Annotated in this window: 20 protein-coding genes, 1 other RNA gene and 3 pseudogenes; 11 read left to right on the top strand and 13 right to left on the bottom strand. The window is 61.6% G+C overall.

Annotated elements, in window-relative coordinates:
• Positions 1-6: 6 nt before the first annotated feature.
• Entirely contained in the window at positions 7-1,389 is a 1,383-nt protein-coding gene (gene glmU / locus AC5IJH_RS13735; RefSeq protein WP_491903390.1) for a bifunctional UDP-N-acetylglucosamine diphosphorylase/glucosamine-1-phosphate N-acetyltransferase GlmU, read from the top strand.
• Between the two features lie 17 nt (positions 1,390-1,406).
• Here the strand turns inward: glmU and thpR are convergent, their stop codons facing one another.
• The 3 genes from thpR to AC5IJH_RS13720 form a co-directional block, all read right to left on the bottom strand.
• Positions 1,407-1,964: an RNA 2',3'-cyclic phosphodiesterase gene (thpR, locus tag AC5IJH_RS13730; protein ID WP_491903389.1), complete on the bottom strand. Its 558-nt coding sequence runs from the start codon at positions 1,962-1,964 to the stop codon at positions 1,407-1,409.
• A 21-nt stretch (positions 1,965-1,985) separates the two neighbouring features.
• Positions 1,986-2,468: an NUDIX hydrolase gene (locus AC5IJH_RS13725; protein WP_491903388.1), complete on the bottom strand. Its 483-nt coding sequence runs from the start codon at positions 2,466-2,468 to the stop codon at positions 1,986-1,988.
• Between the two features lie 81 nt (positions 2,469-2,549).
• The gene (locus AC5IJH_RS13720) at positions 2,550-3,092 is read right to left on the bottom strand and encodes an RNA polymerase sigma factor (RefSeq protein WP_491903387.1); all 543 of its coding nucleotides are present in this window, start codon (positions 3,090-3,092) and stop codon (positions 2,550-2,552) included.
• Positions 3,093-3,360: 268 nt separating this feature from the next.
• Here AC5IJH_RS13720 and AC5IJH_RS13715 point away from each other — a divergent pair, with 268 nt between their 5' ends.
• The 6 genes from AC5IJH_RS13715 to AC5IJH_RS13690 all read left to right on the top strand — a co-directional run bounded on the left by AC5IJH_RS13715 (position 3,361) and on the right by AC5IJH_RS13690 (position 8,622).
• Positions 3,361-4,818, top strand: a complete 1,458-nt coding sequence (locus tag AC5IJH_RS13715) for a 4a-hydroxytetrahydrobiopterin dehydratase (protein WP_491903386.1) — start codon at positions 3,361-3,363, stop codon at positions 4,816-4,818.
• A gap of 307 nt (positions 4,819-5,125) precedes the next feature.
• Entirely contained in the window at positions 5,126-5,566 is a 441-nt protein-coding gene (locus AC5IJH_RS13710; RefSeq protein WP_491903385.1) for a CYCXC family (seleno)protein, read from the top strand.
• A gap of 178 nt (positions 5,567-5,744) precedes the next feature.
• Positions 5,745-6,097, top strand: a transfer-messenger RNA (tmRNA) gene (gene ssrA / locus AC5IJH_RS13705).
• A gap of 76 nt (positions 6,098-6,173) precedes the next feature.
• Positions 6,174-6,578, top strand: coding sequence for a hypothetical protein (locus AC5IJH_RS13700; RefSeq protein WP_491903384.1), 405 nt, complete (start codon positions 6,174-6,176; stop codon positions 6,576-6,578).
• A 4-nt stretch (positions 6,579-6,582) separates the two neighbouring features.
• The gene (locus AC5IJH_RS13695; RefSeq protein WP_491903383.1) at positions 6,583-7,377 is read left to right on the top strand and encodes a tyrosine-type recombinase/integrase; all 795 of its coding nucleotides are present in this window, start codon (positions 6,583-6,585) and stop codon (positions 7,375-7,377) included.
• A 459-nt stretch (positions 7,378-7,836) separates the two neighbouring features.
• On the top strand, positions 7,837-8,622 hold the full coding sequence (locus AC5IJH_RS13690) for a LysR family transcriptional regulator (RefSeq protein WP_491903382.1): 786 nt from the start codon (positions 7,837-7,839) through the stop codon (positions 8,620-8,622).
• A 1,195-nt stretch (positions 8,623-9,817) separates the two neighbouring features.
• Here AC5IJH_RS13690 and AC5IJH_RS13685 read toward each other — a convergent pair.
• The 4 genes and pseudogenes from AC5IJH_RS13685 to AC5IJH_RS13670 form a co-directional block, all read right to left on the bottom strand.
• A complete protein-coding gene (locus AC5IJH_RS13685) occupies positions 9,818-11,458 on the bottom strand; it encodes a GH35 family beta-galactosidase (RefSeq protein ID WP_491903381.1) in 1,641 nt (546 codons plus the stop codon).
• Between the two features lie 144 nt (positions 11,459-11,602).
• Positions 11,603-11,809 (bottom strand): annotated as a pseudogene (locus AC5IJH_RS13680) (fibronectin type III-like domain-contianing protein); the annotation flags it as partial.
• Positions 11,810-11,827: 18 nt separating this feature from the next.
• Complete coding sequence (locus AC5IJH_RS13675; protein ID WP_491903380.1) at positions 11,828-13,885, bottom strand: glycoside hydrolase family 3 N-terminal domain-containing protein; 2,058 nt, start codon at positions 13,883-13,885, stop codon at positions 11,828-11,830.
• A gap of 458 nt (positions 13,886-14,343) precedes the next feature.
• Positions 14,344-14,691, bottom strand: a complete 348-nt coding sequence (locus AC5IJH_RS13670) for an ATP-binding protein (RefSeq protein WP_491903379.1) — start codon at positions 14,689-14,691, stop codon at positions 14,344-14,346.
• A 719-nt stretch (positions 14,692-15,410) separates the two neighbouring features.
• Between AC5IJH_RS13670 and AC5IJH_RS13665 the strand changes: the two are divergent.
• Positions 15,411-15,779: pseudogene (locus AC5IJH_RS13665) on the top strand (DUF3011 domain-containing protein); the annotation flags it as partial.
• Positions 15,780-15,861: 82 nt separating this feature from the next.
• On the opposite strand, the gene AC5IJH_RS13660 reads toward AC5IJH_RS13665, so the two are convergent.
• Together AC5IJH_RS13660 and AC5IJH_RS13655 are read right to left on the bottom strand one after the other, a co-directional pair.
• Positions 15,862-16,281 (bottom strand): EamA family transporter, encoded by a 420-nt coding sequence (locus tag AC5IJH_RS13660; protein WP_491903378.1) that lies wholly within the window; start codon positions 16,279-16,281, stop codon positions 15,862-15,864.
• Between the two features lie 43 nt (positions 16,282-16,324).
• Entirely contained in the window at positions 16,325-16,954 is a 630-nt protein-coding gene (locus AC5IJH_RS13655) for a YceH family protein (protein ID WP_491903377.1), read from the bottom strand.
• A 72-nt stretch (positions 16,955-17,026) separates the two neighbouring features.
• Here AC5IJH_RS13655 and AC5IJH_RS13650 point away from each other — a divergent pair, with 72 nt between their 5' ends.
• Complete coding sequence (locus tag AC5IJH_RS13650; RefSeq protein WP_491903376.1) at positions 17,027-18,214, top strand: MFS transporter; 1,188 nt, start codon at positions 17,027-17,029, stop codon at positions 18,212-18,214.
• Here AC5IJH_RS13650 and AC5IJH_RS13645 read toward each other — a convergent pair.
• Both AC5IJH_RS13645 and AC5IJH_RS13640 read right to left on the bottom strand, forming a co-directional pair.
• A complete protein-coding gene (locus AC5IJH_RS13645; protein WP_491903375.1) occupies positions 18,195-19,130 on the bottom strand; it encodes an alpha/beta hydrolase in 936 nt (311 codons plus the stop codon). The two genes, AC5IJH_RS13650 and AC5IJH_RS13645, sit on opposite strands and share 20 nt — an antisense overlap.
• Before the next feature lie 22 nt (positions 19,131-19,152).
• Positions 19,153-20,361, bottom strand: coding sequence for an MFS transporter (locus AC5IJH_RS13640; protein WP_491903413.1), 1,209 nt, complete (start codon positions 20,359-20,361; stop codon positions 19,153-19,155).
• Positions 20,362-20,558: 197 nt separating this feature from the next.
• Here AC5IJH_RS13640 and AC5IJH_RS13635 point away from each other — a divergent pair, with 197 nt between their 5' ends.
• A complete protein-coding gene (locus AC5IJH_RS13635) occupies positions 20,559-21,098 on the top strand; it encodes a MarR family winged helix-turn-helix transcriptional regulator (RefSeq protein WP_491903374.1) in 540 nt (179 codons plus the stop codon).
• 137 nt (positions 21,099-21,235) lie between these two features.
• Here AC5IJH_RS13635 and AC5IJH_RS13630 read toward each other — a convergent pair whose 3' ends face one another.
• Together AC5IJH_RS13630 and AC5IJH_RS13625 are read right to left on the bottom strand one after the other, a co-directional pair.
• Positions 21,236-22,042, bottom strand: coding sequence for a response regulator transcription factor (locus tag AC5IJH_RS13630; RefSeq protein WP_491903373.1), 807 nt, complete (start codon positions 22,040-22,042; stop codon positions 21,236-21,238).
• 7 nt (positions 22,043-22,049) lie between these two features.
• Positions 22,050-22,388: a PilZ domain-containing protein gene (locus AC5IJH_RS13625; RefSeq protein WP_491903372.1), complete on the bottom strand. Its 339-nt coding sequence runs from the start codon at positions 22,386-22,388 to the stop codon at positions 22,050-22,052.
• Positions 22,389-22,678: 290 nt separating this feature from the next.
• Here AC5IJH_RS13625 and AC5IJH_RS13620 point away from each other — a divergent pair.
• Positions 22,679-22,944, top strand: a pseudogene (locus AC5IJH_RS13620) (hypothetical protein); the annotation flags it as partial.

Raw genomic sequence — 22,944 nt, 5'->3', positions numbered from 1 at the left:
ACATCCATGCAACTGGCGATCGTGATCATGGCGGCCGGCAAAGGCACGCGGCTGAAGTCGCGCCGGCCCAAGGTACTGCACCAGATCGGCGGACGCGCCCTGCTGGAGCATGTGATCGCCGCGGCTGCGCAGGTCGTCGAGCCGAAAGACATCTACGTCGTCATCGGGCATGAAGCAGAGCAGGTGCGCGCCGCGGTCCAGGGCACGGGTGTCCGCTTCGTGCTGCAGGCAGAGCAGCGCGGCACGGGCCACGCCATCCAAACCGTTCGGCCCGAGGTGACCGGCTACGAGAACCTGCTTGTGCTCTCCGGCGATGCCCCGCTGATCACGCCCGAGACCATCGTGGGGCTGCGCGACTTCCACTTTGCCGAGAACGCCGCGATGACCATCCTGACCGCGCGGCCAGCGAACCCGACCGGCTACGGGCGCGTGCTGCGCCGGGCGGAGAGCCAGCCGGATGTAACCGCGATCGTCGAGCAGAAGGCGCTAACGCCAGAGCAACTCTCCGCACCAGAGATCAACTCGGGCATCTATGCCTTTCGTACGGAGCCGCTGTTCCGCCACATTGGCGAGCTCTCCACCAACAACGCGCATGGCGAGTACTACCTGACCGACGTCGCGGCCCTGCTGGTGAAGGACGGGGAACGCGTGATTGCGCTCGAAACGCCAGACATTCACCAGGTGCTGGGCGCGAATACGATCGCCGAAATGATGGACCTGGACGCCGCGATGCGCATGCGGAAGGCGCGCGAACTGATGGCTGCGGGCGTGACGATCTTCCGGCCGGAGACATCCGTGATCGACGGCAGCGTCAGCGTGGGGCCGGACACGATCCTCGAACCGTTTGTGCAACTGCTCGGCCACACCCAGGTCGGCAGCGGCTGCCGAATTCGCTCCTATTCGGTGCTGGAGGATGCGACCCTCAACGACGACGTGCTGGTGCGGCACGGCACCATCATCACGAGCTCGACCGTCGCCAAGGGTGCTCTGCTCGGGCCTTACGCGCATTTGCGCCCGGAGTCCGAAATCGGCGAGGGCGCGCACGTCGGCAACTTCGTCGAGACGAAGAAGACACGGATGGGCCGAGGCGCCAAAGCGAACCACCTCAGCTACCTGGGCGATGCGGAGATCGGCAGCGGCACCAACATCGGCGCCGGCACGATCACCTGCAACTACGACGGCAAGGGCAAGCACCGCACCACCATCGGTGAGAATTGCTTCGTCGGCAGCGACTCGACCCTCGTGGCGCCGCTGACGGTCGCGGACGGCAGCTACATCGCCGCAGGCTCGACGATCACAGAGGACGTACCGGCGGACGCACTGGCGCTGGGCCGCGCGCGCCAGACGATCAAGCCGGAGTGGGCGAAGAAGATGCGGAACCGCAGCTAAACCTCGACGACATCCTTTCAAGTAGAAGTTGAGCTCAGCGGCGCTATCTCACGTGGTACATAGCGCGATCCGCCAGGCGTAGGCACGCTCTCGTAGAGCACCACCTGCTCCGCTGTGAACCAGGCAGCCGCGAACGGCTGCTGCCCAAGAGCGCTCAACAGAGACGAGTGGCGGCCCCGCCTGCGGGCCAGCGTTATGTGTGGATGGTAGGGCCGGTCCTCCGGGTGGAAGCCGCAGGTCCCGGTCAGCTCCAAAATGCTTTGCTGCAGCATGAGCAGTGGCGCCGACGGCTGCACCCTGGCATAGAGAACACCGGCTCGATCGAACGCGCCGAGGTCGCTGAGCGTCACGGGAAAGCTGCGCGCGGAGAATGAGCGCAGCCGGCTGGCAACGCAGTCGAACTGCCCGGGCGTAACCGATCCGAGGAACTGCAGAGTGATGTGCCAGGTGTCGGGCGCGGACCAGCGCAGTTCGTTCGCCTGCGTGAGTGAAGTTGCGGCCTGCAGCCGTTCGGCAAGGACAGCGAGCTCTGTCGCTGCCGCAAGGCCGACTGGAATACCGAGGAACATGCGCATGCTTCCCTGCCGCCTCCGCTTCTACGATCCCGCGCCGGGTTGAGGTTGAGCGAGAGCCGCGGCGAGGCGGTCGAGGAAGGGCCGCTGCCCATTCAGGATGCGGCGGCGCGCCTCATCCATCGTGAACCAGGCGGCGCGATCGACTTCGGGGATGTCAATGTGCCGGCCCGACCGAGGGGGCCATTCGAACTGGCACACATTGCTGCGCAAAAGCGAGGGATCGGCGTCACCCTCAAAGCCCCAGACAGTCACCCGCTTGGTGCTGTTCTGCTGAATCTCGCCCAAGGGCACGTAGGCGCCCTCCGGGTCGAAGCCGGTCTCTTCGTGGAACTCACGTTTCGCAGCGTCGAGTGCGGCTTCGCCGTCGTGGTATTCGCCCTTGGGAATGGACCAGGCGCCGAGATCGCGGCTCGCCCAGAAGGGTCCGCCGGGATGGACAAGCAGCACCTCGAGCAGACTTCCCTGCCCGCGATACATCAGGAGGCCGGCGCTTCGTCTCGGCATGCGCCACCATCCTAGCCCGGACGCAAGGCGGCCGAGGGCTGGGGAAGCACGGGTGGTTCTGGAAAAGGGTTGAGGAGAGCGTCAGGCCGCGGCGGCCGGACGCTCCATCTGCGCAAGCAGGCCGCGGATGCGGATACGCGCGGAGAGCAGGGTGCGCTCGACCTGAGCGCGTGGCACTTCGAGCAGAGTCGCGACACGTTCAGCGTCGTAGCCCTCTACATCGCGCAGCAGAAAGACGAGGCGCTCGTTCGGAGGCAGATCACCCACGGCCTCTTCCAAGTCAGTGCGGCGAACGTTCCGGCTGCCCAGGGCTGTGGTGGCCGCGGGTGTGGCGGGTGCGGTTTGCTCATCAAGCGCCACACGCTCGCGGAGCTCGCTGACTAGCGCACTGTCCACGCAGCGCCCATCCGGCTCCTCGGCAGCACGAAAGGCGCGCACGAAGGCGTCCTTGGTCACTTCTTCCGCGTCCACTTCGTTGCCCACCATGTAGTAGGCCACAGCATAGGCGCGATGTTTGTGGGTTTCGTAGATGTCCTGCTGGCGCTCATGGAGAGAGCGTTCCGAGACCTGCCGCTCAACGATCTGACAGGTGTTCCGGGAAAATACGTCGCGTTCGAAGTTCAAAAGCTTTGCCCTCTGGGGGATGGGTGGCGGAAGCAGTCAGCTCCCCGGCGGCATCCGAAGCAACATCGTTAGAATGGCTGCCCGCATGAGATCCGTCAAGAGAGCTTCCGTGTTGCCTCGTTCCTGCAGCAGCTAAGCCGTCCCGAAGCAGGACGATGCGGCGTGACCGGGTGGTGTGGTGATCACTGGGCGGCCCTGCGCTTTCCGCTATGATCGACCGAGCAGTCGGACGCGTCCTCAAAGAAAGGCCTCGCCACCTCATCCCTGCATGGCTCTTTCCCTTATTCTCGTGGTGGATGACGACGCCTCGATTCGCAGGATCGTCTCCGCCATGCTCACGACCGCAGACTTTCAGCCGGTGACAGCGTCTTCCGCAGAAGAGGCGATCGGCAAGTTGGCCGAGGGGCTGAAACCTAGACTCATCCTGTCGGACATCGTCATGGGCGGGGTGAGCGGGCTTTCCCTTCTGGCGCATGTGCGGGAGCATCACCCCGACATTCCGATTGTGATGGCGACCGGCGTCAGCGACCTGTCCATCGCGATCGGCACGCTGCGCAACGGTGCGTACGACTACCTGTTGAAGCCTTTCGAACAGGAACACCTGCTCAGCACAGTGACGCGCGCACTTGAGTACCGTGCACTGGTCGAGCAGAACAATGTGTACCGGCTGCAGCTCGAGGAGCTGGTCGCTGCCCGGACAGAGATGCTGAACGCAGCGGTTGCGGATCTCGAACGCTCCTACGACATCACTCTCGAAGCGCTGGGCGATGCACTCGACCTCAAGGACACGGAGACGGAAGGCCATTCCCGCCGGGTGACCGCGTACACGATTGCCTTGTCGCGAGCCATGCAGCTGGCGCCGCAGGATATCCGCGTCATTGCACGAGGCGCGTTCCTGCACGACGTCGGCAAAATGGCGATTCCCGATGCCATTCTGCTCAAGCCCGGACGGCTGACGCTCGAGGAACAGACGACCATGCGCGAGCACTGCTGGCGGGGCTACCAGATGCTGCGCAAGATCCCGTACCTGCAGGAGGCTTCGGAGATCGTGTACAGCCACCAGGAGCACTATGACGGTTCGGGCTATCCACGCCGGCTGCGCGGCGAAGAGATCCCGCTCGGAGCGCGCATTTTCGCGGTGGCCGATGCGCTGGATGCGATCACGTCCGACCGGCCCTATCGCCGGGCGACCAGCTTCGCCACGGCACGCAAGGAGATCCACAAGAACTCGGGCACGCAGTTCGATCCACGTGTTGTGGACGTTTACCTGCAGCTTCCCGATCGCGTGTGGGAGGATTTGCGGGGAGAGATTCTGGGCGAATCGCAACGCTTCAATCCCTTCTCGCTGGGAGCTGTGAAACACCTGCTACCCCGCCGCGACTCGTCTGCGACCCGAAACGGCATCTCACCCGCCATGCCCGAGCCAAAACTGAAGCCGCTGGAGTCAGAAGTGCTGCGCAGCGCGGTCGCCAAGCTGCCAGGCTGGACGATTGAACAGGGTGTGCTCACCCGGACCTACACCTTCCCGAACTTTGTAGAAGCCATGGGATTCGTCCAATCGCTCGGTGTGGTTGCAGAACAGACACAGCACCATCCCGACCTCGATATCCGCTACAACAAAGTGCGGATCGGCCTGATGACACACGACGCAGGCGGGATTACCCAGAAGGACGTGGACCTGGCGGAGGCAGCAGAGTCTCTCGCCTCTCCGTTGCATGGACATTGAGCGGACGCGCGATCTGCAGATTTCTGTTGACAGCGTCGCATTCGAGCGAGCTTTATAGTCCGTTCGGTGCAGCTACCCCGTACGGCTGCCCCGAGTGAGTGCCTGCCTCCATAGAATTCGCGAGAATTTTGCCCCAGCGGGCAACAATACGGTGGAACCTGCGTCTATCCTTATGTGAGGCGGGAGAGGCACAAGCCCACCGTCAGAAGTTTTGGTACAAGTTGCGTCACTGGCCTCCCGGCACGGGCATTCCAAATGTTCGTGCCGTCTTTTTTTTTTGCCATCGATGCACACGGTAAACTTAACTATGCGGTCCGCATTCCTCGTCTTCTGCCTGGCCCTGCTCACGCTGGGCGCCTCCGCTCAGTTTGCGGTTCCCTCCGATGATGTTCCGGCGTTCCACGCTCAGGCACCAACCTCGACGACAGCCCTGCCGCCTATCCTGACGGCACAGCAGCTGCAGGCGGCGAATCTGCGCCTGCCCTGGCAGGCTCGCGTCTATGCCATAGCCGCGCGGGTGCCAAGGGTGCTTTGGCAGCTGCCATGTAACTGTCGCTGTGATCGGGGACTGGGCCACACCAGCCTGCACAGCTGCTTCTCTGGCCTGCATGGTGCGGAGTGCAGCACATGCGCGCAGGAGGGTGTCTACGCCTACCGCATGACGAAGCAGGGCAAGACGCCCGCCCAGATCCGCGCAGGCATTGCCGCCCACGAGTATCAGACCATCGACCTGAACGGCGCGCTGTAAGCAGGACGTGCGAAGAGCAGCGCTGCTCCGGAAGCAGCAGGCGCTGAGTTGCCGTGCGACTGCAGAGACCTTTTTGGCGAGGCTTCCCGAGATGCGCCTGCGACGGTCTCAACAGAGTTCCGGCTAGCTCAAAATGGTAGACTGTACAGACCGGACGAGGCTGTCCGGCATACCCGATGGGGGCGTCACGGTTTCGACGGGATTGATTGCGGTACGAGAGGCATGCCGGGGTGTGAGCACCCGTAATCGCTTGCAAACACAATGATTGCCAATAACAATCTTGCACTTGCTGCTTAATTAATTAAGTAGCCGTCCTCCGAGGCTTTGTCTGCGGGCCAAGGCAGGACGTCACACAGCAGGCTGGTTTCCTCGATTCGGTCCGTATCGAGGCGACGAGATCATCGGACTAGTGCCGTGCGTATCTTGTCCGTTCTAAGCGCACGGTGCGAAACCTATCGAACGCGACTACGCATGGAGACTCTCGGCTGACAGCGATTTCGGACGCGGGTTCGACTCCCGCCGCCTCCACCAAGCTTTAACCATTCAGAATCAACGATTACAGGCAGCTTGTTCAGCCGTGTACGATACGCGTACGACAGATCCCGTCATGCTGACGCTCTATCGACGCCATCTGAAGCTCTGCTCGAAAACTGCAGACCGGTTCTACAAGCGCCGCTCGTGCCCGATGTGGGTCGAGGGCACGGCCAGGGGCGAATACATTCGCTGGAGCCTGAAGACCGGGAGTTGGGAGCGTGCGTCCCAGCTCGCCCGGGTGATCGAGGACTCCAAAAATCCGGCCAGTGCTCCGGAGCGCAAGGACCCTCCCGTCACCATTGAGCAGGCAGTCGCCGAGTACCTCGCTGACGCAAGGGCTCGTGAACTGAGCGAAGCCACCGTTTACAAGCTGGACATCTTTTTCCGCAAGCAAATGCTCTCCTGGTGCACATCAGAAGGGTACAAGTTGCTGTCAGAACTAGACCTGTCCTCTGTCCGCTCTTTCCGCGCGTCCTGAAAGGATGGCGCCATGGCGAAGAAGAAAAAAACAGGAACGCCTCACCGGCTTCTTCTGGTTCTGCATTCGTGCGGGCTGGATCGTAACGAATCCCACGCACAATCTCGGACGGATCTCGGTCACGCAAGCACCAACCGATTACTTCACCCGAGAGGAGTTTGACAGGCTTCTTGACTGCACGCATCTGTACCGAGAGAGCCGCTCGGAAGAGGCGATCGGACGCGTGCAAGGGACGAGACTCAGGACACTTCTACTCCTCATGCGTTGGAGTGGGCTGCGCATTCGGGACGCGATCACACTCGAACGCACGCGCCTTGTGGGCGACAATCTGCTGTTGTATCAAGCGAAGACCGGTACTCCCGTCTACGTTCCCCTGCCTCCGCAAGTGGCTCAAGCTCTGAGGGACGTACCAGCGGGAAACAAGCCTAATCAGCGGTACTTTTTCTGGTCGGGGAACGGTCTGCCAAAGACCGCAGTTGCAGATTGGCAAAGAAGCTTCCGTCGACTGTTCACGCTCGCCGGTTTAGAGAAGCCGGACGGCAGCGCGAAGCGATGCTTTCCCCACATGCTGAGAGACACATTCGCAGTAGAAATGCTGCTCGCCGGCGTGCCGATCGATCAGGTCTCGATGCTGCTTGGCCACTCCAGTGTGAAGATCACTGAGAAGCACTACTCGCCTTGGGTCAAGGCGCGGCAGGACCAGCTAGCGGCGAGTGTTCGCAATGCGTGGGGCTCCTTTGGCGCGATTCCGGCACCTGATCCTCGAAAGAGAGCCAGAATTGTCGCGATCACGAGGTAGCCGCCAACGCGAAGACTGCGGCGTGACTATTCATGAAGCGCGGTGACGTCGCTGGTGGACACGAATCAACACGCTTTGGGGCACACGCAGGTTCTGGTAACCGCGCTTGGAGGTTGTCTCGGAGCTGCCCCAACGCAGAACGCCATCCTCACCGCCGAAAAGCCGACGCACGCTCTTTTCGCTGATTCCCCACAAAGCCGCGATCTCAGGGACAGTGTAGTGAGGCTCCAAAGCGACAGAGTGGATCGGATGGCTCTCGACCGGCTTCTTTGTCACTCGCTCCGTATCGTTTACGTTCTGCCAGCCCATAGAGGCCTCTCTGCAGACAAGATCCCCTGCGATTCACTTTTCTGTCCAATGCATTCTGCAACTCACGTTATGCGGAGAAGGCATGACACAGTGCATCCCTCGGGGTTCGCCCAGCTATACGTGAATTTATGACATGATCTCTTGACCTTCATGAGCATGTCCGCTCTAGTTACGAATAGATTCGCCTTCGTGCCCGTACTAGGCACGTTCACATACGCTCTTCTCGAACCCGGGAGGCGGGCTATGCACAAACTCATTGAGGTCCACTTGCTGGTCGCGATTGTGACGCTCTCAGAGGAGCTGAACTTTACCCGCGCAGCAAAACGCTTGGGCATCAGCCAGCCCGGACTCAGCAGGAGAGTGAGTTCACTCGAGGCGCAGCACGGGTTCAAGCTCTTCGAACGGAATCACTCCAATGTCACACTGACAGACGCTGGTCGCATCTTCGTTGAGGAGGCGAGGCTTGCTCTCCTCCATGATGAGCGGGCCATCCAGTCGGCAAGGGCCGCCGTGGAAGGAGTGGAATCGATTCTTAAGGTCGGTCGGTCGCCCTACGCCGATCCGTTCCTTACCTCCGCGCTTCTCTCGATTCATCTGCCCCTCTTTCCGAACTTTCAAGTAAGTCTCCATAGCGACTTCGCGCCTGATCTGGAACACGACCTGCTCGATCGAAAACTAGATCTGGCCTTAATCGCGAATCCAGGAGCGAATCGGAAGCTGACGACCAGCGTGGTTGCCGAGTCTCACATGTACGCCATCCTTCCGGAAAGCAGCCCGCTGATTGCGAAGGAGGGGGTCACACTCTCTGATCTCGCGGACTACACCTGGATTCTGTTTGAAAGGAAGGCGCATCCGGATCTGCACGACACGATCCTACGTAGGGCGTCCGAAGAGGAGATCCACGTGCGGACCGGCCAGAAGACGCTCGCTGCGTAGGACGCCGCGCAGCTTGTGACCGAAACATCCGGCATTGCCTTTGTGAGCATGCCCGGCGCTACGCGCGTTGCGCAGCATGGCGCATAGTCCGTCCCATCGCCGACGACCAACTCTTGCTTGAGGTATGTCTGGCTTCACGGGCCGACAATCGTTCGAAACTCGTGAGCGAATTCGCCCATGCTTTCATGAGGAGGGTTGCGCAAGTCAAAAAGCCTCCAGTAGGCGTCCAGCCGGTGGTACATCGTCAACTGCTCGTTGTTCCTTCGGTGCGGTAGCGAAGTCGGTGCCGTGATGGGGACCTGAGCTGCTGTACCCCTTGAATCCCTGGGCACGGCTGGCGCCGAGGCTTATTGCACGGGAATGAACCCCGGGTTGGCTGGAAACTCGCACCGGTCGAACCATAGCACTCGTGATGTCCGGGCAATCGCACTGGTCGCGGCGAGCCATCTTGATGGTCGCCGAGAGCTCCTCGTCGAACCCACCAGGTCTGCCCCTTAGACCTTTGCCGGAGCAGTACGAGACAGCTGCCCTTCGTATGCCTTTTCCGCCTTTTGTTCACTTCCACAACGGGAGGTGCGCTAACCTGCCCGTGTGCGGAACGAACCTCCCTACCGGCACTGGAATGTGACCTGTGCAAAGTGCCTGAAGATTACGATTGCGCGGGATCTCCCCATCCCTGGAGAGATCGAGCCTGTCGAACCGAATCCGATCGTGAAATGCCGGCATTGTGGCGACACGCGGCAGTACCTGACATCAGAGTGTTTCCTTGCCCCAATCGCCGCGTCCGCTCAGCCACTTCCGATGACCGGAGACTCGGGATTATCGCGCTATCCGCCAGCCTGTTCGCAGCAGTCCGATTGGCAAGAGTCGATCCAGGGGAGATTCGCCGGAAGTCTCCTCAGGTGAGGGCGGCTATCAGCGACGCGTTCCAACTCGCCGAGATGATCGTCGACAGTTCGTTGAAGTGGTTGGAGGAGTGGATGGAGTTGGCAGGGGCTCATCAGCACACCTACCCTCTGACTCACGCCCAAGACGCGAAGGCGACATGTGGGTGAACCAGGACGGAGGCCCAAGTGGGACAAGTGGACTTCCGCGGTCGGAGCTTCTTACCTGCCGCCAGAGCGGTCAAGCAGTGTGACATTTGAAAGCGAATGTCACGTCTCACTCATTGCATGAACGCTTAAGCGCGAACCGATCAGTAAGTGATTACCTTTCGAGTGTCTATGCTTGCCGGACCAAACGCCACGACGTTGCCAGAAAGCGTCTCGTCCCCATTCAAGCGACGGCCTTCTATCCACTGACCGTTCTCGAAGGTTCCCTCGTCTACCACACCCACTTGGGATTTGGCGCTTCTGAGTAGTAAGTTTGACCCCGAGATGAAGTACTCGTGCGGGCCGGTCTGTACGACGAGCGCGAAGCCCCGCGGGTCGACATCAGGTTTGACCGAGAAGGCATCCGCTGTGGGAGCAGGAGGAAGATCTTTCTGCTGATCTTTGCTCTTAGTCGCCGGAGCAAACAGAGCCTGCATGCCTCCAAAGGTAACGGAGAGGCCTGTCGTATCTTCGAACGCCTTTACAGAAGCCGCATTGCCTTCTAGTAACGTCATTACCTTTCCTTCCACCTGATACCTCATGAGCAAAGGTGTCATGCCTCGGAGCAAGCCATACGCCTGCCCCAGCGGCTTATAGTCGGCCAGGTCATGGATACCGAACGGAGAATAGCCTAGGGCTGCGTGGTGTCCCACTGCCCAAAAGAGGTTGGCGATATTGGCTCTCGCCTCGGGAATAAACAGAGGATTGCCAGACCTGACCTGACGCTCGCACACACCCTGGAAATCTGCGATGTAAATGTCTGGAGCAAACAAATCCAGAGACGGTGCGGCTGCTCGCCAGACATCAAGCATCCCGGTGACAGGGCCTCCACTTGGGTATTGTCCGGGTACGAGAGCGCCGGGCTGTGGACCTAGCCAAGCGTTCGCATACATAGGAAGTGCCAATTCCTTCTTGCCTGCTTCTGCAACAGTGTTGATAGCCCGACCCACATACCAAGCCATAAAGACCTCTTCGGAAGCGCTACTTGTTCCAAAGACCTCGGGCCAAGTGCCGCTGGTCTTGAATCCAGAAGAACTCCAAGCACTCGTTACCTCAGGCAAGAGAGTAGTTTTGTGCGCTGACAGAAAGCTCAACAAATGCCTGGGAACCGGCTCGTTCCACGCGGCCTCCGCCAGTGAAGAACGATCGCGGCTATCGCCAAGCAAACCACTCTCATTTTCAACCTGAACCATGATGATGGTGTGCTTTGGATCGTTTTCCCGGATATGTTTCATGAGCGCTTGAAACGCACGCGCATCGCTTGCGATCGTAGCGCTTCCAAGTGGGCTCAATGAGTTGAACTTCAGGCCCATGAACGATCCGGGGCCTGTCTTCGTCGTGGTCATCGGGAAACGGTCGGGGTCTTTCTTTACCCACAGGGGGACATAACTCGAGCTTGCGTTCTTCCAAGTTCCAAACCAAATGAGCACAAGATGCAGCTTATGTTCTTCTGCGGCGCGGATTTGGTAATCCACCGAACTGAAGTCGAAATTGCCTTCGGTCGGTTCTATCATCTCCCACGAAGCAGTGCTGATGACAGTGTTGAGATTCAGTGCAGTGAGCTTTTCCCAGATAGGCTGCATGTACGTGGCGCTTGATGCGCTCGAGTTGTGCAACTCGCCCGCAAGCGCCAGGTAGGGTCGCCCATCTACGATCATTTGGATCACCTGATTATGCTTCTCTAGATGTGGCAACTGCGAGTGCTTGGCTGCTGATTCTGGCCAAGCGCCACGACTGCTCCGCATAGGCCGAGTATGCCTGCTGAAGTTAGGACTTTCATACTTTTCCTCGCGTTCGTACCTGAGGGAGCCAAGTCTACCTCGCGCTAATGCTCCGAAGCGAAAAGCTGCAAAGGTAAGGCTCAGAGAGCTTTGTGGAGCAGCACCGGATTACTGGGTCACCGTCAGCTCGGTGTGGAGGGTTGCTGTTGAGTCCTCGCCGGCCCAGACATCGAAAGTGCTCGACTCGACGGCCCAGCGCTTGGTCTGCGGGCTCCAAAACTCCAACTCATCCTTGCCGAGCGGAAAAGTGAGCGTTCTTGTTTCGCCAGGCTTGAGGGTAATGCGCTCGAACCCTTTCAGTTGACGAACGGGGCGCGAGGCTGAGCCGTAGCGCTAATGAATGTAGATTTGTCCCACCGCATCGCCGGGAATGGAGCCGGTGTTGGTGACGTCGACGGAGACCTGAGTCTTTCCGTTGATGCCGATGCTCGACTGGCTGAGCTTGAGGTTCGCAAACTTGAAAGTGGTGTAACTGAGGCCGTAGCCAAAGGGATAGAGAGGCTTCGACTGCAGGTCCCAGTACCGCGAGGTGAATTGTGGACGGTCTTCCGGTTCGTGAGTGAGATTGTGGTTGTAATAGAGGGGCTCGGATCCCGCGACGCGGGGCCAGCTTACGGGCAGCGTGCCGCCGGGGTTCACTTCCCCAAACAGAACATCAGCGATCGCGTCGCCGCCCTCTGTGCCGGGGTACCAAGCTTCAAGAATGGCAGGTACGTGCTCCGAAGCCCTGCGGATGTCGAGCGGACGTCCAGCGAGAAGCACTAGAACGACCGGCTTGCCCGTGGCGTTGGCGGCTTCGAGCATCTGCTGCTGGATGCCAGGCAAGTCGAGCGTGGCTCGGGATGAAGCCTCGCTGCTCATGCTGGCGATTTCCCCCATAGCAGCCACGACCAGGTCCGCATCGGCTGCAGCTGCCTTCACCCTTGCAATCCAGTCGGCGCTCTCTTCCGGCGTCGGCGGTGGCAGCACCTTCTTCCCGGCAAGCTGATCGAGAAGTCCGGGGAAGACACGTGACATCTCCGGGCCGGGAACGACGGTGATGTCTGCATCGGGCAGCCTGTTCTTCAAGCCAGCAAGCACAGTGATCGGATGGTTCTTCGGCGCACCACCGAAGAGACCTTCCACTGTCCAACCGCCCTCGATGTCATGTGTGGAGTCCGCAAGGGGGCCGATCAGCGCGATCTTCTTTATAGATGGCGTGAGCGGTAGGGTCTTGTTCTCATTCTTGAGTAGGACCATGGAGCGAGCGGCTAGCTTGCGCTCGAGAGCGAGACCTTCCGGGCGGTTCAGCGTCGCTTCGACTTTGGACTTATCGAGGTACGGATGATCGAAGAGGCCGAGCTGATACTTCGTCGTGAGGATCGGCAGGACGGCGGCATCGATCTGCGCCTGGGTGAGCTTGCCGTCTTTCACCAGCTGAGCCAGATTGCGTGTGTAGGTCTGGCTGGCCATGTCCATGTTGAGACCGGCGGTGAACGCCTTGTACGCAGCGTCCGATGAATCCTGCGCGTAGCCGTGAACCTGCAGGCTGGCAACGGCGAACGCGTCAGAAACGACGAAGCCTTTGAAGCCCCACTCGTCGCGCAGGATATCGGTGAGGAGCCAGCGATTGCCGGTCGCCGGAACGTCGTTCAGGTCCATATACGCCGACATGAAGTTGCCCGCGCCCTGCTGCTCCGCAGCGTGGAACGGGGGCAGGTAGACGTTGCGAAGGAGCTCTTCAGGAATGTAAGAAGAGTCGTAGTCGCGGCCGCCGTCTGCTGCGCCGTACCCGGCGAAGTGCTTCACGCTGACGAGAACAGAGCCCGGGCCGAGCTGGTCGCCCTGGAACCCGCGAACCTGCGCTCGTGCCATGGCAGAGCCGAGATAGGGATCTTCGCCGGCGCCTTCAACGATGCGACCCCAGCGCGCGTCGCGTGCGATGTCGACCATCGGTGTGAAGGTCCAGCGAATGCCAGCGGCGCGAGCATCCTCTGCGGCGAGGTGCTGTGCCTGTTCTTCGACACTGGGATCCCAGGACGAGGCCATGGCGAGCGGCACAGGAAAGACGGTGCGGTAGCCATGGATAACGTCGTACGCGAACAGGATGGGGATGTGGAGGCGCGACTTTTCAACGGCAATGTGCTGAAGCCGGTTGATCTCCTTTACGTCTGTCAACCATAGAACAGAACCGACGCGGCCCTCGGCTATGAGGCTGTCGGGCTTCTCCGATCCAAGCATCGGCATCTGCACGCCGGCTGACTGATTCAGCTGCCCCACCTTCTCGTCGAGATTCATCTGCTGCAGGAGCGTTCGGGCTCGCTGCTCGGCTTGGTCGCGTGTGGTGGACCGGCAGATGGTCGTCGCTACGGAAGCGAGTGCAAGAAGAGCAAGGGTAATCAGGCGTTGCATGTTCAAAGGCCTCCACACTGGGTCTGGGATGCACTTGCGAACACTAGCGGTCATCCTAGCTCCACTTCGGTCTGTGCGGAGGTGATTTGGGGAACGTCAGACGGATTGCGCGATCTCAGATTGAAAGCCTCCCTGTGAACGGCTCTGGCTGCTTTGCGGCGAAGAGGTCTTAGGAAGTTGGAATCGTGCCATTCTCTTCGGTGATCTCACGCGCGACAGCAGGGTCTGCATTTGTGTTTTTGTCCTGTTCGCTGCCGCGCGGCGGCTTTCATGCTGTCGACCAAGTTTCGCGACACTAGCATGGGTGCAATTTGGAATCGCGCTTGCCGATCTCTTCCTCGCGTCGGCTTACGACACGGAAAGTGACTGAAACGCGCGCTGTGCATCCAACACTCGCAAGCCGCGGCGCGATTTCGCCCGCCTGACGAAGGCGGTCTGCTGGTCCAAACTGAGCCCACCTATCTCTGGTCAGTCATGCTCGTACGTGCTGGACCCTCGTCATTCCGAGGAAAAGTGATGACGAACGCCGTCCCAGAGCGGCCAGCACGCGTCGACGTACGAACTCGTACCGATGCGTGATGACGTCTTAAGATCTCTCCTGTAACCCAGAGGCCGAGCCCTGTACCTGTGTCTTCCTTAGTGGTGACGAACGGCTCGAACAAACGTGGAAGTACTTTACCGTCGATGCCTGATCCGGTATCAGCGATGGTGACGCGCACGCAAGGGGCTGCACCACTGCGATCTCGCGCGTCACGGACTCGAATTTGAATTTCTTCCCTCCCTGGTTGCGTCGATCGCGTTGCCAATCAGGTTGCAAATACCTGCCGAAGCTCGCCTCGAAGCGCATAAGCGGCTCTGCTGGGCGGTAGTCAAGGAGTAATCGAATCGGTGCGTGGTGTAAGCGGCCGCTGTAGAGCGATAGAGCAGAATCGGCGATTGCTGCAGGTCCTGCAGTGTAGGCGTGGTGGACTGGCGATTGAACCGCAACGAACGGGTGACTACATGTGCTACACGCGCGAGCTCCTGCTCAGCGACTTGCAACAGTTCCCTCACCCGTTCTGGATCCGAGCTAGTGCGGCTTAGATAGATCGCATTTACGACCGATTCGAGGGGATTGTTGACGCATCCGCCATTGCACGGGACCGCGGTAAGATTCGCTTCCCAAACCACGCAGGTGATGATCTCGGTCGCCGAGTTTAGCACGTTATTGGCGCTGCGAGATTGCACTTCTTATGTGCAGCCAGCGCGCCGGGTCGGATCATAAGCCGGACGAAGGTCGCAGGACGAACCCAAGCGGTTTCTCCCGCGTCGTTTGAGTGGCAAAAAACGCTCCCGACGAAGCCGGGCCGGAAATGCGACCCTCTCACTCAGGGCAGCTTGCCTCCTGCCTTGGCGCTTCTCGGTTGGCTTCGGGCGAGGCGCCTTCTTCCGCCTTTGCAGGCTTTTGAAACATCTGACATCGTCCGCTCTGGCGCAAAGACCTTCTCCGCTTCCGTGAGCCAGTCCGTCTCATTCTCGCGGCGTTCGCATGGTGCGGCAGCGCAGCGGCTCGCCGTGTCAGCAGGGCAGAACGTGGGGCTTCGACCGTGGCGGCGTCTGGGTCGACCGCGGCTGCCGCGCCGACTTTGTGATCTCCGGCTTTCGGCCGGGGCGCCTGGGAGGACAGCCTGGCCCATACCCGCAGCGGCCCGACGCTGGATGGAACAACGCACGCAGTGTGACCTGCTCGTCCGACAACGGCAAACGCAACTACTGCGATGTCGATACGCGGCGGGGTGTCCGCATGGTGCGGCAGCGCAGTGGCAGTGCGTGCACGCAGGGCTCTACCTGGGGCTTTGATCGCCGGGGTATCTGGGTCGATCGCGGATGTCGTGCTGACTTCCTGGTCCGCTGAGTCTCGCCCGCTGAGGTCTGGTGCGCTGATGTCGTGCGGTGACGATCGCTGGTCCCTCCCCCGCGCGATCTAACCCACGCTCTCATCCAAAGACCAGCGTCGCTGCTCCGCCCGCAATCAGCAGGCCGCCGATGATCTTGTGCGCGTTGATCCCCTCGTGCAGAAACAGCCATGCGAACAGGATCACCAGCACCACGCTGAGCTTGTCGATGGGTGCTACCGACGACGCCGGCCCTAGCTGCAGGGCGCGGAAGTAGCACAACCACGACAGGCCAGTGGCGATCCCGGAGAGCACAAGGAACAGCCACGAGCGGCTGCCGATCTGCGCAAGGTCGCCGTGCTTGCCCAGTGCAATCGCAATCGCCCAGGTAAACACCAGCACCACCGTGGTGCGCACCGCAGTCGCCAGGTTCGAGTCGATGCCGGCGATGCCAACCTTCGCGAGGATCGCAGTTGCCGCCGCAAACAGTGCCGAGAGAAGCGCCCACACAAGCCAGGTCATACCGTCCAGCTTATGCCGTGCCTGCTGCACAATGCGGCGACGGTCAACCGCCGAGTGCGGTGTTGAGTTTTTCTTCGAGCGCTGCCACACGCGCGCGCAACTCAGTGACCTCGGCTTCCAGCCGCACGAGGTCCGTGTCGCTGCGTTCGCCGGCCGGGCGCGAAGGTGGCGCACTGCTCTCCGCATCGCTTCCCGATAATAGCTGCACATACCGGATCTCCCGCGCACCCGGTTCGCGCGGCAGGGCGCGCGCCAGTGGCGGCTCGCGCTTCGCCAGCAGATCGAGTGCGCTCTCGACCTCATCGGTCGCCGTGAAACTGTGCATCCGCTCGGTGCGTGCGCGCAGCTCACCTGGTGTCTGTGCACCGCGCAGCAGCAGCACGCAAAGCACCGCCGACTCCGCGCGGCGCAGGTTGTAGACCTCACCGATACGGTGCTCGTACTTCGTGACCCGAGCCTCGCCCCGTGCTGCCCCGGCCAGCCCGAGCTCTTCGAGTTCCCCAAGCGCGGTGCGCACCTGGTGCTCTTCAAGATCCATGACCGGGTTGCGGCTCGAGCGCTGATTGCACGCCGCCGTGAGCGCAACCAGCGAAAGCGGATAGTACTCTGGGGTGGTCGTCGCCTTCTCCATCAACGCGCCCAGCACACGCGCGGCTTCCTGTGACAGTGGCATGCCCTCACCTTATCGTGACTGCCGGCCACGCAGAGGCCACGCAAGAACGATTGCAGGCAGTCCGTGAATGACATGGCCACTCCCGCCATCCTGGCTCCCACGCGCACCCGCATCGCCCAGCGCGCTGTCGCGGCCTACTTCCTCGCGAATGGCGCAGTGATGGGCGGCTGGGTGCCGCATGTGCCGGATCGCGCTCGCGAGCTGCACCTCGATGCCGGCTCGCTCGGCTGGACACTACTGGCCTCAGGTCTGGGCGCGGTGCTCGCCATGCCGCTCGCGGGCCGACTCACAGCGCGCCTGGGCAGCCGTGCTGTCACCCGCAGCGCGGGCCTGGTCTTTCCTCTTGCACTGACGTGCGTCGTGCTCGCGCCCAACGTTTGGCTGATGACGCTCGCCTTGCTTGTGTTCGGCGTCGCAGGCGCAAGTATGGATGTGTCGATGAATGCGCAGGGCATCGCCATCGAAGAGCAGCTCGGCGAGCGCACCATCTCCCGCCTTCACGGGTTGTGGAGCATCGGCTGCTTCGCCGGTTCGGCACTGACCAGCTTTCTTCTAGCACGACACGTGCCTGCGCGCTTCGTCGTGCTCGGCGTCACGCTCGCCACAGTGGTCATCGTGCTCGGCGCCTCTCGCTTTCTGCTCAGTCGCAGCGAAGAGGGGCTGCACGACGCGCCACATGCTCGCCGGCCGCACGGGAAGCTTCTGCTGCTGGGCGCACTCGCGTTCGTCGCGATGGTTTGCGAAGGCTCGATTGCGGACTGGAGCGGTCTCTACCTGCGCGTGATGCGCGCCGCAGGACCGGGCGTGTCCGGCTACGGCTTCGCCATGTTCGCGGCCGTTATGGTCACAGGCCGACTGGCCGGCGATCGCATCGTCGATCGCTTCGGAGAAGAGCGCACGCTGCGCATCGGCACGCTGATCGCAGCGGCGGGTCTCGCCTTCGTGCTCACCACGGGCTGGCTGCATCTGCACGGCATGGGATGGTGGCTGCTTGGCTTCGCAGTGGTCGGCGGAGGCATCGCGAACAGCTCGCCAGTGATCTATCGCACGGCCGGCCGCGTGCCGAACATTCCCGCTGGTACCGGCATCGCGACCGCGGTGGGTATCGGCTACGCGGGCCTGCTCGCCGGGCCCCCCGGCCTCGGCTTCGTGGGCAAGCACTTCGGCCTCACATCGATCCTGCTCTCGGTTGCAGTGCTCTGCCTGGTGATGACCTTCGGCTCACGGCTGCTGCGCGGACTCACCGCGTTGCGGACCTAACCTCATCGCGGGACGCCATCCAGTGGTTCGCGCGCAACCAGCTCTCGAGCAGGACTGTCCACTGCCGCAGCACTGGGTCGTCGCTCGCGAGATCGACACCGTGCCGGCCGTGCTCGAAGACGTGAATCTCGACAGGGACCTGCGCCCGCTGACATGCGGCCGCGTACAACATGCTGTTTGCGACCGGCACCACGGGATCGTCGTTTGTCGCGAAGAGAAACGCTGGCGGGCTCTCCGGGGTGACGTGATCCTCGGTCGAGAGCAGCGCCTGGAGAGCAGCATTGGGCTGCGGTCCAAGCAGCGCCTCGAGCGACCCGGCATGCGTGATCCCCGGCTTCATGCTGATCACCGGGTAAGCGAGCACCGCGAAATCTGGACGGTCGCTCTGGTGTTCGATCGGATCGGGATCGGCGGCGATGCCACCATCGAACAGTGTCGCTAACGTGCTCGCCAGGTGACCACCGGCGGAGAAGCCCCAAACACCGAGATGATCCGGTGCGAAGCCAAGGCTCGCGGCCTGGCTGCGCAGCAGGCGCATGGCGCGACGACCGTCTTCTATTTCCGCTGGATAGCGATAAGGCGCGACGCGATAGTGCAGCACAAAGGCCGCAACGCCACGTTCAACAAGCCACTGCGCAGGTTGCGCTCCCTCGCGATCGGCCACCACGATCGTGTAACCACCGCCCGGAATGATCAGCACGGCCGTGTGGGTCGGGTTCGACGCGGGCAGGTAGACATCGATTGTGGGCCGATCCGCGGCAGAGGAGCCCAGCGCGCCAGGCACGGGCCCGGGGTACACGTTCATGGTTCGCGCGGGGCGAGTGGTGGAGGAGGATTGCGGAGAAGCACCGAGAGCAACGATGGGAAATAGCACGGCGAGAGCGCTCACCAGGCAATACATGCGCACGGACGTCATCCGGTCTGTTCTGCTAGCCGGCTCAGCCGTCGATCGTGATTTCAGCACCCTTGGACTCCCTGGCGAAGCTCATCATGACTGCGATGCAGAGCGCCACGACCACGATGGTGACGGCGAGCACCGGCCCATAGCGGCCGGTGCGCTCTGCCGCGCGTGCCTGGATGTTCGTGATCCGCGAAGCCAGCAGGTTCCCTAGCTGGTAGACCACGCCCGGGAAAGTGGCGCGCACCGCACCGGGCGAGATTTCGCTGAGGTAGACGGGCACGATGCCCCACGCGCCCTGCACCATGAACTGCACCAGGAAGGCGCCCGCTGCCAGCGCCACCGGTCCGTGCGCCAGCATCGCAAACGGCGCCGCCGGAATGGCCAGCAGCGCAGCGGTGATGATCGCGCGTCGGCGTCCCCAACGTTCCGACAGCGAACCGAAGACAATGCCACCCGAGATCGCCCCGAGCGCCAGCACAATGCCGATCAGGCTTACCGTGTGCGGGTCGAAGTGGTGATCCGCCTGTAGAAAGACCGGGTGCAGATCCTGACTGCCGTGGCTGAATGCATTGAACCCGGTCATGAGCAGGACAAGGAACAGGAAGAGCGGCAGATGCTGCTTGATGGCGCGCCCGAGTCCAGTCAGGGACAGCCCCGCGCCGCGCGCGGCCCGGCCCTCCTCCCAGGCCGGCGACTCCTCCACCTTCCAGCCGATGTAGCCGGCGACCAGCGCCGGTGACGCGCCCACGATGAACATGCCGCGCCACCCGATCAGGGGAAAGAGCAGCCCGAAGGCCGCGGCGGCGACCAGGTAGCCCAGCGCGTAGCCCTCCTGCAGAAGGCCAGAGAAGAAGCCGCGGTTCTCCTTGGGCAACGTCTCAAACGCGAGCGCCGCCCCCACCCCCCACTCGCCCCCCATGGCGATTCCGAACAGGGCGCGCAGTACCAGCAGCCCCCGAAGTGACGGTGTAAAGGCGCAGGCCAGCTCAAGAATTGAATAGCAAAGCACGTTCACGATCAACGTGGGCCGCCGTCCGACCCGATCCGCCATCCAACCAAAAAGAAGAGCACCGAGCGGCCGGAACGCCAGGGTCAGGACCAGCGCCTCCGTCACCGCGCTTCGTTGTGCGTGGAAGTCTGTCGCGATGGCGGACACGCAAAAGACAAGGATGAAGTAGTCGAACGCATCGAGAGACCATCCGAGAAAGCATGCGGCAAAGGCGTGCCGCTGTTTCCCGGTCAGCATGCGGAATGGAGCCAGGGCGTTTACCAAGCAGCGCCAGCATAGCTGAAATCGACGACGGTGCTCGCCAGCGTACCCGCACAGGGGGAAGAACGCACCGCGCACCCGCAGCCGGAACCGCTGCGGATTCACCTCCGGAAGAATATCCACCCCGGAGGTACTCAGCCCACATCACAAAGAGCAGAGAACGAGCGCGAGACATGCAGAAGGTCTTCAAGTACGAACAACGCACCCCGATGTCGCCGGACAGCGCCCCTGAACATGCGCTGCTGGCGCTCGAGCGGACCACGGATCATCTGCGCCGCGAGATCCACCTGTTGCTGCGCACCTTCGGACTCACCTCCACGCAGTACAACGCGCTGCGCAGCCTCGAAAGCAGCGCCCAGGGCGGGCTGACCTGCTCTGCGCTGGCCAGTAGGCTGATCAGCGCCGACCCGGACATCACGCGACTGCTGGACCGCCTGGCCCGGCAGGGCCTGGTCCGACGCCGCCGCGATGCCCGCGATCGTCGCGTCGTGCTCACCGAGATCACGGAGGCAGGCACCGCGCTGCTGGCGTCCATTAGCCCGCAACTCGACGCTCGCGTCCGACAACTCTTCGCCAACCTTCCCCAGGCTCGGATCGAGCAGTTGCTGGACCTGCTGGACGAGGTGCGACGCTCCGCCCGCGACAGTGCCCGGGAGAGCAACGTGGAAAAGCTGCCGGAGACCCGTCCCCTGCCCACCACTCGGGCTGGCTGACGAAGTCCGCGCACTATAGCTCCTCGCCAGGCCTTAAGGCCTGCGGTTGGGGAATCAAACCAGGGCTGCGCCTAAACGCAGAAGAGGGAGGCATGTGCCTCCCTCTTCTGCTATGCACGACGATTGGTGTCTGGGATCTACTTCTGCAGGTGAGCCGTGGGCACGAGAATCGGCGCAAGCACCGCATCTCCCCCGTCAGGATTGGCCGACCCCTCTGCGAACTTCTTATGCAGCTGGTGATGCAGGCAGTACAGCGCCAGCTCAAGCCGGTCCGAAACCCCCAGCTTGTCGTAGATCTTCCGGAGATAGTTCTTGATCACCTGCTCGGTCGTGTTGAGCTGGTAGGCGATCTCCTTGTTGCGCTTACCCTGGGTGATGCAAGTAATGATCGACATCTCCTTGGGCGAGAGACGAGGCTGGCTCTTGGGGCTGGTCAGAGCGGTCGCTTGTGAACGGTACGCTTCGATTACCCAGTTTACTGATTGGTTATCAATCCAAGTCTCACCCTGGGCAATCTTTCGTACGCACTTGACCAGCAGGTCAGGAGAGATCGACCGCGGGATGATGCCGCGCACCCCGCGACGGTAGAGTTCGACGGTATTCTGCTCGTCGGTCCCTACCGCCTGGATGATGATCTTGATCTGAGGATTGCGGCGCACGATAGCCGGAATGGCGTCCGTTGTGCCGGCAATCAGCCCGCCTTCGAGGATGACCAGGTCGCTCGGAAACCGTTGAATCGACGCATCCAGGTTGGCCAGATTGTCGACCTGTGCCACCACCCGGATGTCGTCCTCGAGCGCGAAGATCTTCCGCATGCCGACGCGGTAGATAGCCTGCGAATCGGCCAGAATGACACGGATGATGTTGGGCTCCGTCGGAGCCCCGGACTCAACGGATTCGTCGGCGGAGGTTTCGTCCAACATGTCGGTTTTCGCTGCGCTCATGACAACTCTACTGACTGAAGTAATATTCATCGATAACTGCTGCGGCACGCCAACAGGTCTCGCTGGTGTTGCAGCGTACCACACGGCCCGTGCAGTGAACCACAACATCTGTAGGGGTGCCCATGGCCTCTGCAGGCATTTTCATGGTGAAACGCACCTGGGTTTGCACCTCTAACGGGCGTGGCAGCGTAAACGCCACCCCGGTGGCTGAGATGTTCTCTGTCACCGCAGCCGTCTCCCCGGAAGCTGTGAATAGCCGGAGCGGGATCTGCAAGGGGAAGCGGACGGCGTTTCTGAGTTCGACCGGCGCCTCCGCCCTGGTCTCTGTCGAGAGCGCGGAGTTCATAAGATTCACTGTAGGGGTGCCCGTCCTGGCCGCCCATCCCACGAAGAGAGTAGACGGGTTGGCTGAGGAGTCACGGAATGGATGCTCTTGTGACCAAACCGGCCATCAGTCCCTCTCCTGCGTGACGGTCGCGCCGATCGCATGTCCATACTTCTAGTACTCCAGTAATGTTACCAGTCGCCTCCTTGTTAAATTCCACCAAAGTTGTAGCAACCCCCCAAACCATTAGCTAAGTTCAAGACACGCAGTCACTAGGACGCGTGTTGTTAGACCTGTTGGGGGACCCTTTCATGAAGCTGCTGTCGATCGCCACACTTTGCGCCACTCTCGCCGTACCCACGATTACTTACGCATCAGTATCGACAGCAAACCAGAGCTTCGGCCCGGCATCACCTTCGCCGCACTACCCGGTCGCCTTCAGCCCGGCGTCGCCCAGCCCACACGTGGCCTTCGGCCCAGCGTCACCTTCGCCGCACTACCCGGTCGCCTTCGGCCCAGCGTCACCTTCGCCGCACTACCCGGTCGCCTTCGGCCCAGCGTCACCTTCGCCGCACTA

This window comes from Candidatus Dedyshia acidiphila, assembly GCF_051025295.1.
Classification (GTDB): Bacteria; Acidobacteriota; Terriglobia; order Terriglobales; family Acidobacteriaceae; genus KBS-83.
The sequence above is the reverse complement of the archived record's forward strand: the minus strand, read 5'-3'. Positions and strand labels throughout refer to the sequence as shown.

Excerpts from the sequence above, each read along its gene's own strand:
- AC5IJH_RS13640 (WP_491903413.1), bottom strand. The coding sequence starts at position 20,361 with ATGCTGACCGGGAAACAGCGGCACGCCTTTGCCGCATGCTTTCTCGGA.
- AC5IJH_RS13625 (WP_491903372.1), bottom strand. The coding sequence starts at position 22,388 with ATGAACTCCGCGCTCTCGACAGAGACCAGGGCGGAGGCGCCGGTCGAA.
- AC5IJH_RS13645 (WP_491903375.1), bottom strand. The coding sequence starts at position 19,130 with ATGACGTCCGTGCGCATGTATTGCCTGGTGAGCGCTCTCGCCGTGCTA.
- AC5IJH_RS13630 (WP_491903373.1), bottom strand. The coding sequence starts at position 22,042 with ATGAGCGCAGCGAAAACCGACATGTTGGACGAAACCTCCGCCGACGAA.
- AC5IJH_RS13700 (WP_491903384.1), top strand. The coding sequence starts at position 6,174 with ATGCTGACGCTCTATCGACGCCATCTGAAGCTCTGCTCGAAAACTGCA.
- AC5IJH_RS13635 (WP_491903374.1), top strand. The coding sequence starts at position 20,559 with ATGCAGAAGGTCTTCAAGTACGAACAACGCACCCCGATGTCGCCGGAC.
- AC5IJH_RS13710 (WP_491903385.1), top strand. The coding sequence starts at position 5,126 with ATGCGGTCCGCATTCCTCGTCTTCTGCCTGGCCCTGCTCACGCTGGGC.
- AC5IJH_RS13675 (WP_491903380.1), bottom strand. The coding sequence starts at position 13,885 with ATGCAACGCCTGATTACCCTTGCTCTTCTTGCACTCGCTTCCGTAGCG.
- AC5IJH_RS13725 (WP_491903388.1), bottom strand. The coding sequence starts at position 2,468 with ATGCCGAGACGAAGCGCCGGCCTCCTGATGTATCGCGGGCAGGGAAGT.
- thpR (WP_491903389.1), bottom strand. The coding sequence starts at position 1,964 with ATGCGCATGTTCCTCGGTATTCCAGTCGGCCTTGCGGCAGCGACAGAG.
- AC5IJH_RS13690 (WP_491903382.1), top strand. The coding sequence starts at position 7,837 with ATGAGCATGTCCGCTCTAGTTACGAATAGATTCGCCTTCGTGCCCGTA.
- glmU (WP_491903390.1), top strand. The coding sequence starts at position 7 with ATGCAACTGGCGATCGTGATCATGGCGGCCGGCAAAGGCACGCGGCTG.
- AC5IJH_RS13685 (WP_491903381.1), bottom strand. The coding sequence starts at position 11,458 with ATGCGGAGCAGTCGTGGCGCTTGGCCAGAATCAGCAGCCAAGCACTCG.
- AC5IJH_RS13715 (WP_491903386.1), top strand. The coding sequence starts at position 3,361 with ATGGCTCTTTCCCTTATTCTCGTGGTGGATGACGACGCCTCGATTCGC.
- AC5IJH_RS13655 (WP_491903377.1), bottom strand. The coding sequence starts at position 16,954 with ATGCCACTGTCACAGGAAGCCGCGCGTGTGCTGGGCGCGTTGATGGAG.
- AC5IJH_RS13695 (WP_491903383.1), top strand. The coding sequence starts at position 6,583 with ATGGCGCCATGGCGAAGAAGAAAAAAACAGGAACGCCTCACCGGCTTC.
- AC5IJH_RS13650 (WP_491903376.1), top strand. The coding sequence starts at position 17,027 with ATGGCCACTCCCGCCATCCTGGCTCCCACGCGCACCCGCATCGCCCAG.
- AC5IJH_RS13660 (WP_491903378.1), bottom strand. The coding sequence starts at position 16,281 with ATGACCTGGCTTGTGTGGGCGCTTCTCTCGGCACTGTTTGCGGCGGCA.